Genomic DNA, 14284 nt, shown 5'->3' with positions numbered 1-14284 from the left:
TCGTTGTTTCGATGACCATCTATTTCAGGGCGCCGAATCTGCTGCCGCCGACGCCCCAGCTTGGAGACGAACTCATGAGTGTCACCCACCCGGAATCACACGGGACGCAGGTGCCGGCCGACCTCCACGGCCTGCCTGTTGTCGTCATCGGCGCGGGCCCGATCGGCCTGGCCGCGGCGTCTCACCTGGTCGAACGCGGCCTCGACTTCGTGGTGCTGGAGTCCGGTCCGGGCGTCGCCGCCGCGATCGACGAGTGGCGGCACGTCAAGCTCTTCAGTCCTTGGCGCTACGACATCGACTCGGCCGCTCGGCGGCTGCTCGAACAGGCGGGTGGCTGGAACGCGCCCGATCCCGACACCCTGCCAACGGGCGGCGACCTGATCGACTCCTACCTCGCGCCGTTGGCGAAGACCGCGCCGCTGACCGACAAGATCCGCTACAACGCGCCCGTGGTCGCCGTGACCCGCCTCGGCTTCGACCGCATCCGTACTGCGGGCCGCGAGGAGGCGCCGTTCCTAGTCCGGCTGGCGGATGGCGCCGAACTCCTCGCCTCGGCGGTGGTCGACGCAGCCGGCACCTGGCGCCGCCCGAACGTGCTCGGCGGCTCAGGCATTCCCGCGCGCGGCGAGGATGACGCTGCGGGGTCGATCTCCCGCGCGCTTCCCGACGTGCTGGGCCGTGACCGCGAGCGCTTCGCCGGCCGCCGTACTGCGGTCGTCGGCGCGGGGCACTCGGCCGCGACGACGCTGCTGGATCTCGGCGAACTGGCCGAACAGGTCCCCGGTACCGAAGTGGTCTGGGTGGTCCGCGGCGCCGACCAAGCGCGCACCTACGGCGGCGGCGACGCCGACGAACTCCCGGCTCGAGGCGCCCTCGGCTCCCGCCTCCACAAGCTCGTCCGCTCGGGCCGGGTCGAACTGGTCAGCAGCTTCCGGATCGAGGCCGTCGCGAAGACCGCCGACGGCCGGGTCGAACTTGCCGCGGGCGACCGGAGAGTCGTCGCTGACACAGTCGTGAACTCGACCGGGTTCCGTCCTGATCACGGGGTCGTCGGGGAGTTGCGGCTCGACCTGGATCCGATCCTCGGGTCTACGCGGGCGCTGGCGCCGCTGATCGACCCGAATCAGCACTCCTGCGGCACGGTCCCGCCGCACGGTGCCGACGAGCTCGCCCACCCGGAGCCGGGCTACTACGCGATCGGCGCGAAGTCGTACGGCCGCGCCCCGACGTTCCTCCTCGCCACCGGCTACGAGCAAGCCCGCTCAGTGGTAGCTGCCCTCGCCGGCGACTGGGCCGCCGCGCGCGACGTCCAACTAGCCCTCCCCGAAACCGGCGTCTGCTCCTCGAACCTCGCCTACGGCGACAGCGACTCCGCGTCCACCGGAGGCTGCTGCGGTCCCGCGCCGCAGGCAGTTGACCTGGCCGTCCCAGCCAACCGAGGCCTTGCCACCGGCATCGCTGGCGGCCTCCTCACAATCGTCGACTCCGAGCCCACCAACCAAAAGGGCTGCTGCAACTGATGCTCCGCACCGCCGCGACGGTCACCGACACCGGTTCTGCCGGGACAGGTGGTCGCCGCGGCGGTTCGCGGTCTGACGTGGTTGCCGCGCTGGCCGTCAGCACCACCATCGGCTACGGCGTCCTGTACTACGCGTTCAGCGTGCTGCTCGAGCCGATGAGCACTGACCTCGGGATCTCCGCGCCGACGGTCACGGGCGCGCTGACCCTCGCAGTACTGGTGAGCGCGGCACTGGCGATACCCGTCGGCCGCTGGCTGGATCGTCACGGTGGACATGCTCTGATGACCGCGGGTTCACTGCTCGGTGCCGCGGCGGTGCTGGGGTGGTCGCAGGTTCAGACGGCTGTCGCGCTCTATGGGGTGTTCGTCGCTGTCGGCGCCGCATCGGCCATGGTGTTGTACCAGCCGGCGTTCGCCGTGATCGTCGCGGTCACCGCTGCGGGGAAGCGGACCAACGCGTTGCTGGGCGTCACCCTGGTCGCCGGCTTCGCCAGTTCGATCTTCATCCCGCTGACCGGACTGCTCGTCCACGCCTACGGCTGGCGTGGCGCGTTGGTCGTGCTCGCGCTGATCGTTGCCGTGGTCACCGTTCCGCTGCACGCGGTCGCGTTGCGCGGTACGCGGCCGGTTGCCGGACGAGAGCGCCGGAGTGGTTCGCCGGGCCGGGTGCTCCGCGACGTCGGCTTCTGGCTGCTCGCGTTCGCCTTCGTCCTGCACGGTGCGGCGCTCGCGATCGTGGCGGTTCACCTGGTCGTGTTTCTCACCAGGCTCGGACATTCGGCCACGGTCGCCGCGAGCCTCACGGGCCTGCTCGGGCTGTTGTCGGTCACCGGCCGGGTGCTTACGACGGTGTTGCAGCGGTGGTTGCGCATAGCGTCGATCACGGCGGTCATCATCGCCTTGCAAGCTGCTGCGATCGGGCTGCTGCCGTTCATCGGCCGGACCGTCGCCGGTGCGGCCGGCTGTCTGGTGCTGTTCGGTCTGGGCTTCGGCGTTGCCTCGATCGCGATCCCTGCGATCCTGCTCGACCGGTACGGCGACCAGAACTACGCGACCATCGCGGGCATCCTCAGCACGCCCACCACCATCGCCCGAGCGACCGCCCCTCTCGGCGCCGCCGTCATCGCCACCACCGTCGGCTACCGCTCGCTGATCCTCGCCACCGCCGCCATCTGTCTGACCGCCGCGGCTGCTCTGGCCCTGACGCTCCGCCTGGGACGTCCGCCGGGGTGACCTCCACCGGCCGCAGACCCGGCTTCCCGGGCTGGTCGCATCGGCGGGCCGGTCAGTCGGCTATTTCGAAGATGTTTATTTCGGTGCCGGGGTCGGCGGCGGCGAAGCGGAGGGCCCAGCGGACGGCTTCGTCCTTGGAGTCGACGCGGATGATCGAGACGCCGGCGACGAGTTCCTTCGTCTCGGTGAAGGGGCCGTCGATGACTCGGGCCTCCTTGCCCTCCGGGAAGGCGACTCTGGCGCCGCGGGAGCTCGGGAGCAGGCCCTCGGCGGTGAGCAGGACGCCGGCCTGGCGCATCTCCTCGAGGACCGCGTCGGCGCGCGCCAGCATGTCGGGGTCAGGTGGCTGGCCCGCCTCGAGCCCCTCGTTGGACTTGTGCATCAACATGAACCGCATCGGTCCACCCTCCGGTCGCCAGACCCTGACCGTAACCAGTCCGGCCGGTCATCAGCCAGCCCACCCGCCGACCGACCGTACCGAGACCGGGCTCGGTACACCGGCCCACGCGCTCGCGGCGATCAAGCCTTCCCGCTCGAGCGCCGACCAGAAATCGGCCGGGATCTCCTCGTCGAGCAGGGACGCCACCTCGGAGATCTCGGCCGGGCTCCGGGCGCCGACGACCACGGCTGGGACGGATGGGTGTGCGAGCGGGAACTGCATCGCGGCGGCCAGCAGCGGTACGTCGTACTGGCGGCAGAGCGTGCGTAGTCCGCTGATGCGCGCAGCAAGTGCGCTGGGGACCGTGCTATAGCCGTGCGGGGCTCCGTCGGAGGAGTCGGCGAGCACGCCACCCTGGAAGACGCCGGCGGCCAGTACTGCGACGCCGAGGTCGTGGCAGAGCGGGAGGAGTTCGTCGGCGCCGGTCTGGTCGAGCAGGGTGTAGCGACCGGCGAGCAGGATGCAGTCCGGGCCGGACGGGCCCGTCTCGCGGAGGAAGCGGGCCGCGACGTCCGCGTGGTTCACGCCGAGGGAGATCGCCCGGATCGTGCCGCGGCCACTCCGGCCCTCGCGGTGCCTTCAGACTGTCCGAGCGGAGGTGCATACTCGTCGCCACGGCGGCCGACCGAGCGCCGGGTGCCGAGTGCAAGGGGGAGGGCGAGATGGAAGAGATCGCGGAGCGCTATCGCCGCCGGGCGGAGGCGTTCGAGCAGAAGGTCGCCGCGGTGCGGCCGGAGCAGTGGGGCGACCAGTCACCGTGCGAGAAGTGGACGGCGCGTGATGTGGTCGACCACATCGTCGGGATGCACGGCTACATGCTGATGCCGGCCGGCCGATCCCTCGACCGAGCCACCACCGTGCAGGAGGACCCGCTGGCGGCGTTCCAGGCGGCGCGGGCCGCGGTCGAGGCGGTGCTGGACGATCCGGCGCTCGCGAAGCAGGAGTCCGACACCCCGGCCGGCCGGATGACGACCGAGGCGCACATCGATCAGGTGATCAGCGACGACCTGGTCCTGCACGGCTGGGACCTGGCCCGGGCGACCGGCCAGGACGAGACCATGGACCCCGGCGACGTCGAGCGGTTGTGGTCGAGCAACTCCTCGATCCCATCCGAGGTGATCGAGATGTACCGCACCCCGGACGCCTTCGGCCCAGGCATCGAGGTCTTCGGCCCGGAGGTCGTGGTACCGGCCGACGCCCCGCTGCAGGACCGCCTCCTGGGCTTCATCGGCCGTACGCCCTAACCCGCCGCACCAGCCCGTACTGCGCAGCCCTGCCCGTACTGCGGGCCCCGAACGGCTGACGTCAGAGCGGCAGCGCGAAGGGCGCGTAGTACGCCGTGGGGTGCGCGGTACGGGGCAAGGTGGCCAGCCCGGTCACCAGGGCCTCGGGGCTCGGCACCAGCACGGCGTCACCGCGCCCGATCGCCGGGTCGAGGTATTCGTGCCCCGGCAGATCCGCCACGCCGGTCCGGCACCCGAGCACCATGCCCTCGAAGAGCGCGGTGGTCGCCACCCCGACCTGGTAGGTGGCCGACGCCAACAGGTCGAGGATGTCCTCCGACGAGACCCGCACCGACGAGGGCGCAGGGTAGTCGCCGGAGCGCTCGCTCGGATGGAGGTGGAAGATCACCTCGAGCTCGGGCCGGGCCTCCGCCACCGCGACGGCGTACTCGAGCAGCAGCGGCCCGATCGTCCCTTGCGACAGGAACACCACCCGCTGGGGATCCTTCGCCGCCAGTTGCTCCTCCGAGAGCGGCTGGATGAACGACGCCCCGACCACCTCGGTCCGCATCCCGGCCGGCAGTTCGGCCACCTCGGACCAGTACGAGCCGAAGGTCCACAGCTCGTCCGGCTGGTCCGCCACCACCGGCCGGCCCGGGTAGCTGTAGCCGAGGTGGAACGGGCTGATCGCGCCGTGCTGGAGTTCGACCACCCGAATCCCGAGATCACGCGCGGCACCGACGATGTGCTGGTGGAAGTAGGCGACCACGACGTACACGGTCTTGATCCGCCGGCGCCTGAGCAGCGACCGGTAGAGCGCGCGGAGCCGGGTGTGCTTCGGGAGCTCGCGGGCGACGAGCGCCCCGATCGGCACCTTGACCCCGGTCAGGCCCTCAAGGGCGTCGGCGATCTCGCGGCACCGCGCGTCGACCGAGCGGCTGGGGATCGCCCCCGACGCCGAGGTGAAGAAGTCGAGGTTGCGGCTGCCGGCCAGCGGGGTCCCGTTGATGCCGGAGTCGATCACCAGCGCCGAGTCCCCGAGGGCGGCGCGCAGCTGGTCGGTGTAGATCTCGACACCGCCCGGTTTCCGCGGGTGCGGGACCACCAGGGCGTCGAACGGCCCGCGGGCGAGGAACGGGTTGCGGGTGACCGTGCCCGCGACGTGCCGGCCGACGAGTCGTGCCTGGTCGGCCCGGGTACGGCGGACCGGGTGCGGGTTGCCGTGCAGCCCACTGCGCCTGGTCAGCTCATGGAAGACGCGCATCCGGATGATCGGCCACGGGTGCGCGCCGTTGATCTGCCAGGTCAGCAGGTCCAGTTCCCGCTCCAGCTTCCAGATCGCCTGGCACAGCGTCGTCACCGTCAGGATGGTGCCGCTCCCGGTACTCGTCGTGGTTGATCCCTACTATCCCCGCAAGGCTGCCGATCCCCGAGAAGAACCGGCGGAGAGCCTTCAGCAGGTACGCCTTGCGGAGCAGCACCAGACCGGCGAGGCCGAAACCGGCGGCCGACACGATCCGGGCCAAAGAATAGGCCAGCACCAGCGCGTAGCCACCGGCGCCCGGCCGGATCAGCAGCCGGCTGATGGTGTCGCCGCTACCGGAGCGGAAGGCGCGGCGAATCAGCCAGCGCAGGGTGGTGCGTGCGGGCGGCACGTTCTCCTCGATCCGGGCCTGCTCGCACCAGACGATCCGGAACCCGGCCCGGTGCACCCGGAGGAAGAAGTGCAGGTCGCTCGACCCGGTGTAGCGGAAGGCGGGGTGGAAGCTCGGCGTCACCGAGTGGTAGACGTGCCGCGCGACCAGGGTGTTGTTCGTGTACGCCTTGTTCAGCGCCTCGCCGGTCTGGTGCCGCCCGGTCGAGTCGTGCACGTCGCTGTACCGGTTCCAGGACGGCGCGCCCTCGGGCAGGATGCCCTTCACCGGGCCGGTGACCACATCGGCGCCGGTCGTCTCCCACGCGTCCAGCAGGGCGGCCAGCCAGCCGGGCGGGGCCTCCTCGTCGTCGTCCACGAAGATCAGCGCGTCGTCGTCCCAGGCGAGCTGGACCGACTTCTCCCGGGCGAACGGGATGCCGGGCTCGGGTTCGGCGGCCGCCTGGACCGGGAAACGGCCGTCCTTGGCGGCGAGTGCGATCACCTCGCCCGCCGAGCCCTCGTCGTCGTTGTCGACCACGATGATGCGCACCTGGTAGCCGGAGTCCTCCGGAAGTTCCTGGGCCAGCAGGCTGTCGAGCAGGCACTTGAGCAGGTCGGGTCGCCGAAAGGTGATGACGGCGATAGCGACCCTGGTGTTCATGGTGGCCGAGACTATCTGTTGGGACCAGCCGGGGTCAGGTCCGGCCGGGTCGCGAGCCCCGCCACCCCGGTGGCAGGTCACCCGATCGCCCCCTGCTGGACAACAGACCGAAATCAGCCGGTAACAAAAATCGCGAATTTGCTGTACCTACGAGTGGGTACAGTAGCGGCGTGGAGACAGCGGAAAGGTTGATCCGGAGCACCCAGGAACTGCTCTGGGAACGGGGTTACGTCGGCACCAGCCCGAAGGCGATCCAGCTCGCCGCGGAGGCCGGCCAGGGCAGCATGTACCACCACTTCAGCGGCAAGGCCGACCTCGCCAGGGCGGCGATCGAGCGGTCCGGCGCCGAGTTGCGCGCGGCCGCCGAGGAGCAGTTCAGCAGCGGCGGTACGGCGACCGACCGGATCACCCGGTACCTCGAGCGCGACCGGGCGGTGCTCAGGGGCTGCCGGATGGGCCGGCTGACCTCCGACCCCGACGTGATCGCCGATCCAGCCCTCCGCGCCCCGATCGACGAGACCTTCCAGTGGCTCCGCACCCGGCTCGCCGAGATCATTGCCGAGGGCAAGAAGACGGGCGAGTACCCGGCCGCGCTGGACGCCACCAGGACGGCGGCGACCATTGCCGCCGTACTCCAGGGAGGTTACGTGCTGGCGCGGGCCGCGGACTCCGAGCAACCGTTCGAGCAGGCAGTGGAAGGGTTGATCACGTTGCTGACAGGAGTGAGCGCATGAGGATCGGTGCCGTCTTCCCGCAGTTGGAGATCGGTCCGGATCCGGCGGTGGTCCGCGACTGGGCCCTGACCGTCGAGAGCGCCGGTTACACCCATGCCCTCGCCTACGACCACGTGCTCGGTGCCAGCCCGGCGAACCGCCCGGGCTGGAAGGGATACACCGACAAGTCCTTGTTCCATGAGGTTTTCGTCCTGTTCGGGTACTTCGCCGCCATCACCACCTCGCTCGAGCTCGTCACCGGTGTGCTCGTGCTGCCGCAACGGCAGACCGCGCTCGTCGCGAAGCAGGCCGCCGAGGTCGATGTGCTCAGCGGTGGCCGCCTCCGGCTCGGCGTCGGCATCGGCTGGAACGAGGTCGAGTACCAGTCGCTCGGCGTCCCCTTCGAGCAGCGCGGCGCTCGCCTCACCGAGCAGGTCGACGTACTGCGCAAGCTCTGGGCCGAGCCGGTGATCAGCTACGAGGGTCGCTTCCACCAGGTCGTCGAGGCCGGGCTCAACCCGCTGCCGCCGCGCCGGAACATCCCGGTCTGGTTCGGCGGAAGTGCCGAGGCCGTACTCCGGCGTACCGGGCGGATCGGTGACGGGTGGATGCCGCAGAGCCCGCCGGATGGGAAAGCCCGTGCCCAGGTCGAGTTGATCCGCGCATCCGCGGTCGAGGCCGGGCGGGACCCCGCTGAGGTCGGGATCGAGGCCCGCCTGAGTCTCGGCGCGGTGCCCGAGAAGGAGTGGCCGGCGTTCGTCGACGGCTGGCGCGAGCTCGGCGCCACCCACCTGTGCGTGAACACGATGAACATGGGCCTGGCCAAGCCCGAGGAGCACGCGGCCGTGCTACGCGAGGTCCTGCCACTGCTGCAGGATCGCTGAGCAGCCGATCACGGTGATGCCTTCCTCCTCGACGATCTCCCGGGCCTGCGCCGAAACAAGAAATTCATAATCCGTACCCCGGGACGCGGGTGCCGCCGTCCCTTGCCGGGCGCGTTACCGCCACGGAGTTTCAGCCGATGACGGTGTTGGCCGTCGAGCCACGGACCACCAGCGGGCACGGCAGATTGATGATGGTGGCCTCTGCCGCCGGATCGCCGATCCGGCGGCGGAGTAGGTCGATGCCCTGCTCGACGATCGCGTGGATCGGCTGGTTCACGGACGTGAGGTCGAACGCCTCCCAGGAGGCCAGGTCGGTGTTGTCGAACCCGATCACCCAGACGTCCTCGGGGACCTTGACGCCCAGGGCGCGGCCGCCGTCGAGCAGCCCGAACGCGAGCAGGTCGGTCACCGTGTAGATCGCAGTCGGCGGCTGCTCCGCCGAGAGCAATTGCACCGCCGCGGCATGACCGTGGTCGTGCGAGACCCCGGTGCTGATCACGTTTCGCTCCTTGATCGACACCCCGGCCTCCGCGAGCGCGGCGCGGAAGCCGAGGTCGCGGTCGCGGGAGGTGCCGTTCGAGCGCGAGTGTGCCGAACTCCTGGTCGCCGGCGGGGAGGCCGAGGTGAGCGTCGAGGACGGCTGGATTACGGTCGAAGTAGCGCGCGTGACCGATCACGAAGTCGTGGTTCTGAGCTGAGCAGGTGGGACACCACCCGAGACAGGAGCTGTCTGTGTCAGTCGACATCCTTGGACCGATGCACGAGCGGTACGACGAGATCCTGAGCGAGCGGGCTCTGGAACTGATCGGGTTGCTGCACCGGGAGCTGAACGGCCGGAGGCTGGAGCTGCTCGACAAGCGGCGGGAGCGGGTCGCCGAGATCGCCGCGGGTGGTTCGCTCGGCTTCCTGCCGGAGACCGCGAGCGTCCGGGACGACCCGTCCTGGCGGGTGGCCGACCCGGCGCCGGGGCTGGTGGACCGGCGGGTGGAGATCACCGGGCCGACCGACCGGAAGATGACGATCAACGCGCTGAACTCCGGCGCCAAGGTGTGGCTCGCGGACCAGGAGGACGCGAACACGCCGACCTGGGACAACGTGGTCGGCGGTCAGCTGAACCTGCTCGACGCGATCACCCGGAAGATCGACTTCACCAGCGAGGCGGGCAAGTCGTACCAGCTGAAGCCGGACGAGGAGCTCGCGACCATCGTGGTCCGGCCGCGCGGCTGGCACCTACCGGAGAAGCACCTGCTCGTGGACGGCGAGGTGACGTCGGGTTCGCTCGTCGACTTCGCGCTCTACCTGGCGGCGAGCGGGCAGTTGCAGCTCGGCCGCGGGCAGGGGCCGTACTTCTACCTGCCGAAGCTGGAGTCGCACCTCGAGGCGCGGCTCTGGAACGACGCGTTCGTGCTGGCGCAGGAGTTCCTCGGCATCCCGCGCGGCACGATCCGGGCGACCGTGCTGATCGAGACGTACCCGGCAGCCTTCGAGATGGAGGAGATCCTGTACGAGCTGCACGAGCACTCGGCCGGGCTGAACGCGGGGCGCTGGGACTTCATGTTCAGCGTGATCAAGACGTACCGGACCCGGGGTACGGACTTCCAGTTGCCGGACCGGAACTCGGTGACGATGACGGTGCCGTTCATGCGGGCCTACACCGAACTGCTGGTCCGTACGTGCCACAAGCGCGGGGCGCACGCGATCGGTGGGATGGCGGCGTTCATCCCGAGCAAGGACCCGGCGGTGAACGAGCAGGCGTTCACGAAGGTGGAGGCGGACAAGACGCGCGAGGCCGGTGACGGGTTCGACGGTTCCTGGGTCGCGCACCCGGGCATGGTCGACATCTGCAAGACGGTCTTCACCTCGGTGCTGGGCTCCGAGGCCAACCAGCTCGGCAAGCTCCGCGAAGACGTCGACGTCACCGCGGAGCAGTTGCTGGACGTGGCGTCGACGCCGGGCGAGGTGACCGAGGCGGGGCTGCGGAACAACGTCAGCGTCGCGATCCAGTACCTCGCCGCCTGGCTCGAGGGCACCGGCGCGGTCGGCATCTTCAACCTGATGGAGGACGCCGCGACCGCCGAGATCTCCCGCTCGCAGATCTGGCAGTGGCGCCACAACAAGGTCGTCCTCGACACCGGCACCACCGTCACCGGCGACCTCGTCACCCGGATCGCCGACGAGGAGATCGCCAAACTGGACGACCCGGGCAGCTACGCCGAGGCCCGCAAGACCTTCCTCGAGGTAGCCCTGGCCGACGACTACATCGACTTCCTCACCCTCCCGGCCTACGAGCAGATGCCCTGATCAGCTGAAGCGGGTCGGCGGCGGGTCCACGTTCACGGTGGGGATGCCGCCGCCGGCCCGGGCGATGATGGCGATGGAGGGCTCGTCGGTGGGGTTGCTCTCGCGGTGCACGGTGTAGGCGGGGACGTGGACGAAGTCGCCGGCGACCGCGTCGAGGTAGTCGTCGCTGCCTTCGAACTCGAGCCGGAGGACGCCCGACACGACGTACAGGCTCGATTCGTTGAGGTCGTGGTGGTGCCATCCGGAGATCGCGCCCGGAGCGGTCTCGACGCGGCCGGCCCACAGGATCGGAAGTTCGAACGCCCGGCTCCGCAGCATCCCCGAGGTCGGGTCTGCCGCCACCAGATCACCCGGCCTGAACACGCGAATCGGCTCACTCATACGGTCAGTCTGAACCTGCCGGTCCCACCCCGCCACCAGGCGGTCCGGCGAGAATGCGGGCCCTGGCATCGGCAACGGTCAGCGCCTGCACGAGGAGCCAGGTGACGCCTGATCGCTCGTACTGCGGGACCGTGGCGGGCGTCGGCTCGGTCGCGTCGGCGTTCCCGATCAGCACCAGGTCGTACTGCGACGTGGGTGCTCCGGCGGCTCGGAGATCTTCGGCGATCTCCGCATACGTCTCGGGTGGGATCACCTCGACAGGCCATTGCTCACTCGCAGGCGCGAACCCGTCCCAGCGAGCCGCCCGCCTCCTGGGTGCGCGGTACGAGCCGCCGGCGCCGATCCAGATCGGGATCCGTGGACGTTGCACCGATGCCGGTGCCATCGCGACGCCGTGACAGGCGTAGTACTTGCCGTTGAACTCCACCGCTTCACCACTCCACAGCCGGTTCACCAGATCGAGGAACTCGTCCACCATCGCCGCGCGGGTGCGGAGATCCCCTTCCATCCCGAACGCGGTGAACTGATCGTCCGGGTGGCCCAGGCCAACCCCGACCACCAGCCGACCGCCCGACAACCGGTCGAGCGTCACCGCCTGTCGCGCAAAAGCCTCCGGCCTCAGGCGAGCCACCGCAGTCACGAGAGCGCCAAGCCGAATCCGCTCGGTCGCGGCCGCCACCGCGGTCAGCGCCACCATCGCGTCAGCCGCATCATCGGATTCGCCGAGCACGGCCCGTACCGCGTCGTTGTGGGCATGCAACGGCAACAGTTCGTCCCAGATGAAGACCCCGTCCCACCCAGCCTCCTCAGCCGCCCGCGCCAACTCCACGAGCACGCCCACCTCGGCAAACGCCCCCTGGTTAGGCAGATAGACCCCGTACCGCATGCCGCCTCCCCTCAGCCTGACACCGCCTCCTGCAGCGTGCGACCCGTCGGGGATGCTGTCAATCGGTGCTGGGTAGGCCGCCCGTCCGAGCCGTAGCCACAACAACCCGACGGCCGCCCAGATTGGGCGGCCGTCGGTAGCAGAGAGCGCGCGTCGTTGGGTCCATCCCAGTCAGGGGAGGAGACGGTCTGGTAACGGTGGTCCGAGAATGGGTTCAGAGGGACGGCGTCGGCCATAGGTTGTGCGCCGTGATTCAGTCGATGTTGGCGCCGCGGGCGAGGCGAGCCGTGCCTCGCTTCCCACTGCGTCCCGTCCTGCTGTGCACGGTCGCGCCTTCACTGTTCGCCGCACAGGCCGGGTGTGCGTCGACGCCGGCAGACCCCAGGTGAAGGAGTTGCCATGGACCAAGCACCCGCACGTTTCACGATCGTTCCTGACGACTATCACGTGCCCTACGCCGGAACCGCCGAGGACGGACGTAAGTTCTTCCTGAGCGATGAACTGTTCGATCCAAGGTCGGCCTATGTCGGGCTGTTCCTGTGGAAGGCCGACGGCACGTTCGACGAGGTGAGAGTCGACAAGGTTGCTCGTCCTGCAGGGCTTCCCCCAGGTCAGGCAGGTCCGGCCAGTGCGGACGGGCTCGTCGCTTCTCGGCTGGCCGAGCTCGGCGAGTACGTCCTGGAGCCGATCGAGGTCGAGCCGTTCGCCGCGGAGGTCGAGGGTGTGACCTTTGGCTGGCTGGGCGATCAGTTTGACGGCGTGTACTCCATCAACATCGAGCCGGGGGACTTCATCGCGTACTACGAACCCTGGGACGGACTGGAGTACGACACGTAGCGCGTCGTTCCGCGTTCGCCTCAGCGACGCGAACTCGTCGACCGTGAAGCCAGCTACGGCGCGAACCTCGTCCTGGTCCCAGACGTTGTCCGCGTAGTGCTCGATCGTGAAGAGCTTGGTCCACGATGGTCTTTGGTGAGCAGGTGGGAGGGTGCGGTGCTGGTCGAACTGGCTGTCGGTGACGCCTATGGGGCTGGGTTCGAGTATGCGGATCCGGGATTCGTGGCAACCCACAACACCTTGGAGGGATACGTCCAGCATCCAGCCCACTCAAGTGTTCGTCCGGGCGCGTACACCGACGACACGCAGATGACCATCGCCATCACCGAACTGCTGATTTCGGGTGGCCCGTGGACCGCACAGCGGCTGGCCGACCAGTTCGTCCGCGTCTTCAAACGAGATCAGCGCGAGGGGTACGCCGACGGCTTCTACCGGCTGCTGCGCGAGGTGGGTGATGGCGAGGAGTTGTTGTTCCGGATCAATCCGGACAGCGACAAGAGCGGTGCGGCCATGCGGGCCGGCCCTATTGGCCTGCTGCCGACGGTGTCCGACGTGCTGCACCACGCCGCCGTACAGGCTCGCGTAACGCACGATACGCCGGCCGGCATCGAGGCCGCGCAGGCCGCCGCGCTGGCAGTGCACTATTGCCACTTCGAACTGGGGCCGGTGGCAGAGGTGGCACGTTGGGTCGACCACCAGTTGCTATCGAGTGGTGGTGCCGGCGGCTGGTCGCGACCCTGGCGCGGCAAGGTAGGCGCACGCGGCTGGATGAGCGTTCGAGCGGCCCTCACCGCGATCACAACGCCTACCAGCGGCAGTCTGAGCGAGATCCTGCGCACCTGCGTCGCCTTCACCGGCGATGTCGACACCGTCGCCACCATGGCGATGGCCGCGGCGTCACGCTCGCAAGAAATAGCCCACGATCTGCCTCGTGTGCTGGAACGCGACCTGGAGAACGGCCCCTACGGGCGGGGTTACCTCTGGCGCCTGGACGCCCGCCTGCTCTCCTGGGGGTCCGCCACCGTGACATCCGGCCCCACCGACGCAAACGATTCGTCCCTGCTCGGTCTGTGGGCCGACGATGTGCTCTACATGGGGGCGATGGAAGGACTTCGCGTCGCCTTCCTGGCCCGAGGGACCGGCTGGTTCGAACACGCCAACGCGCTGGCCACCGAAACGGAACGCTTCACCTGGGAACAACACCCTGCCGGCGCCATCCACATCCGCGTCACCCACTATCTGTTCCGGCAGAACCGCCAGCCCGCGAAGGTCGAGGAGTACGGGCAAGGCGAGCCGCTCGTCATGACCGCACGGGTGGGACGGGGCACCGACGCGCTCAGCCGCGAGGTGACGGTGCTGACCCTGGAAGACTCCACCGGACAGGCACGCCGATACGCGCTTGTCCGCCGCGACGTCCGGGACACCGAGGATCCCGCCAACAACCTCGGCTGAGTTCCTGCCAGCACCACTCGCACCCAAGGGCTTCCCGTCCGAGTTCCACTACAGCGGTGAAGTGATTCAGCGGCTGACAGGGCACGAGCTGGAACACTTCTACGCCGAGCACAAGGATT

15 protein-coding genes are annotated in these 14284 nt (G+C 69.3%); 8 read left to right on the top strand and 7 right to left on the bottom strand.

The features are described 5' to 3' along the window. Positions 1–11: 11 nt before the first annotated feature. Both EV648_RS08170 and EV648_RS08165 read left to right on the top strand, forming a co-directional pair. The gene (locus EV648_RS08170) at positions 12–1520 is read left to right on the top strand and encodes an FAD-dependent oxidoreductase (RefSeq protein ID WP_241994965.1); all 1509 of its coding nucleotides are present in this window, start codon (positions 12–14) and stop codon (positions 1518–1520) included. Continuing rightward, positions 1520–2752 carry an MFS transporter gene (locus EV648_RS08165; protein WP_132287147.1) on the top strand — a complete coding sequence of 411 codons (1233 nt, stop codon included), beginning with the start codon at positions 1520–1522 and terminating at the stop codon, positions 2750–2752. Before EV648_RS08170 ends, EV648_RS08165 begins: the two co-directional genes overlap by 1 nt. A 52-nt stretch (positions 2753–2804) precedes the next feature. On the opposite strand, the gene EV648_RS08160 is transcribed toward EV648_RS08165, so the two are convergent. Together EV648_RS08160 and EV648_RS08155 are read right to left on the bottom strand one after the other, a co-directional pair. Continuing rightward, entirely contained in the window at positions 2805–3149 is a 345-nt protein-coding gene (locus tag EV648_RS08160) for a YciI family protein (RefSeq protein ID WP_132287144.1), read from the bottom strand. Positions 3150–3200: 51 nt separating this feature from the next. Then, complete coding sequence (locus EV648_RS08155) at positions 3201–3737, bottom strand: aldo/keto reductase (RefSeq protein WP_132287141.1); 537 nt, start codon at positions 3735–3737, stop codon at positions 3201–3203. A gap of 116 nt (positions 3738–3853) precedes the next feature. On the opposite strand from EV648_RS08155, the gene EV648_RS08150 reads away from it, so the two are divergent. Next, positions 3854–4435: a TIGR03086 family metal-binding protein gene (locus tag EV648_RS08150; RefSeq protein ID WP_132287138.1), complete on the top strand. Its 582-nt coding sequence runs from the start codon at positions 3854–3856 to the stop codon at positions 4433–4435. A gap of 61 nt (positions 4436–4496) precedes the next feature. Here the strand turns inward: EV648_RS08150 and EV648_RS08145 are convergent, their stop codons facing one another. Both EV648_RS08145 and EV648_RS08140 read right to left on the bottom strand, forming a co-directional pair. Then, a complete protein-coding gene (locus EV648_RS08145) occupies positions 4497–5774 on the bottom strand; it encodes a hypothetical protein (RefSeq protein ID WP_241994964.1) in 1278 nt (425 codons plus the stop codon). Next, positions 5662–6711, bottom strand: coding sequence for a glycosyltransferase family 2 protein (locus EV648_RS08140; protein WP_132287135.1), 1050 nt, complete (start codon positions 6709–6711; stop codon positions 5662–5664). The genes EV648_RS08145 and EV648_RS08140 overlap by 113 nt, the downstream gene beginning before the upstream one ends. Before the next feature lie 170 nt (positions 6712–6881). Between EV648_RS08140 and EV648_RS08135 the strand changes: the two genes are divergently transcribed. Both EV648_RS08135 and EV648_RS08130 read left to right on the top strand, forming a co-directional pair. Then, the gene (locus tag EV648_RS08135) at positions 6882–7445 is read left to right on the top strand and encodes a TetR/AcrR family transcriptional regulator (protein WP_132287132.1); all 564 of its coding nucleotides are present in this window, start codon (positions 6882–6884) and stop codon (positions 7443–7445) included. Then, entirely contained in the window at positions 7442–8308 is an 867-nt protein-coding gene (locus tag EV648_RS08130; RefSeq protein ID WP_132287129.1) for an LLM class F420-dependent oxidoreductase, read from the top strand. Before EV648_RS08135 ends, EV648_RS08130 begins: the two co-directional genes overlap by 4 nt. A 130-nt stretch (positions 8309–8438) precedes the next feature. On the opposite strand, the gene EV648_RS08125 is transcribed toward EV648_RS08130, so the two are convergent. Then, a complete protein-coding gene (locus EV648_RS08125; RefSeq protein WP_132287126.1) occupies positions 8439–8954 on the bottom strand; it encodes a substrate-binding domain-containing protein in 516 nt (171 codons plus the stop codon). An 86-nt stretch (positions 8955–9040) separates the two neighbouring features. On the opposite strand from EV648_RS08125, the gene aceB reads away from it, so the two are divergent. Further along, the gene (gene aceB, locus EV648_RS08120; RefSeq protein ID WP_132287123.1) at positions 9041–10609 is read left to right on the top strand and encodes a malate synthase A; all 1569 of its coding nucleotides are present in this window, start codon (positions 9041–9043) and stop codon (positions 10607–10609) included. Here aceB and EV648_RS08115 read toward each other — a convergent pair whose 3' ends face one another. Both EV648_RS08115 and EV648_RS08110 read right to left on the bottom strand, forming a co-directional pair. Continuing rightward, positions 10610–10990, bottom strand: coding sequence for a cupin domain-containing protein (locus EV648_RS08115; protein WP_132287120.1), 381 nt, complete (start codon positions 10988–10990; stop codon positions 10610–10612). A gap of 4 nt (positions 10991–10994) precedes the next feature. Beyond that, positions 10995–11876 carry an LLM class flavin-dependent oxidoreductase gene (locus EV648_RS08110; protein WP_132287117.1) on the bottom strand — a complete coding sequence of 294 codons (882 nt, stop codon included), beginning with the start codon at positions 11874–11876 and terminating at the stop codon, positions 10995–10997. 399 nt (positions 11877–12275) lie between these two features. Between EV648_RS08110 and EV648_RS08105 the strand changes: the two genes are divergently transcribed. Beyond that, on the top strand, positions 12276–12713 hold the full coding sequence (locus EV648_RS08105) for a hypothetical protein (RefSeq protein WP_132287114.1): 438 nt from the start codon (positions 12276–12278) through the stop codon (positions 12711–12713). Positions 12714–12848: 135 nt separating this feature from the next. After that, entirely contained in the window at positions 12849–14165 is a 1317-nt protein-coding gene (locus tag EV648_RS08100; RefSeq protein ID WP_199234494.1) for an ADP-ribosylglycohydrolase family protein, read from the top strand. The last annotated feature ends 119 nt before the right edge of the window (positions 14166–14284 follow it).

The sequence above is a fragment of the Kribbella sp. VKM Ac-2568 genome, from assembly GCF_004345365.1.
GTDB classification, from domain to species: domain Bacteria; phylum Actinomycetota; class Actinomycetes; order Propionibacteriales; family Kribbellaceae; genus Kribbella; species Kribbella orskensis.
The sequence above is the reverse complement of the archived record's forward strand: the minus strand, read 5'-3'. Positions and strand labels throughout refer to the sequence as shown.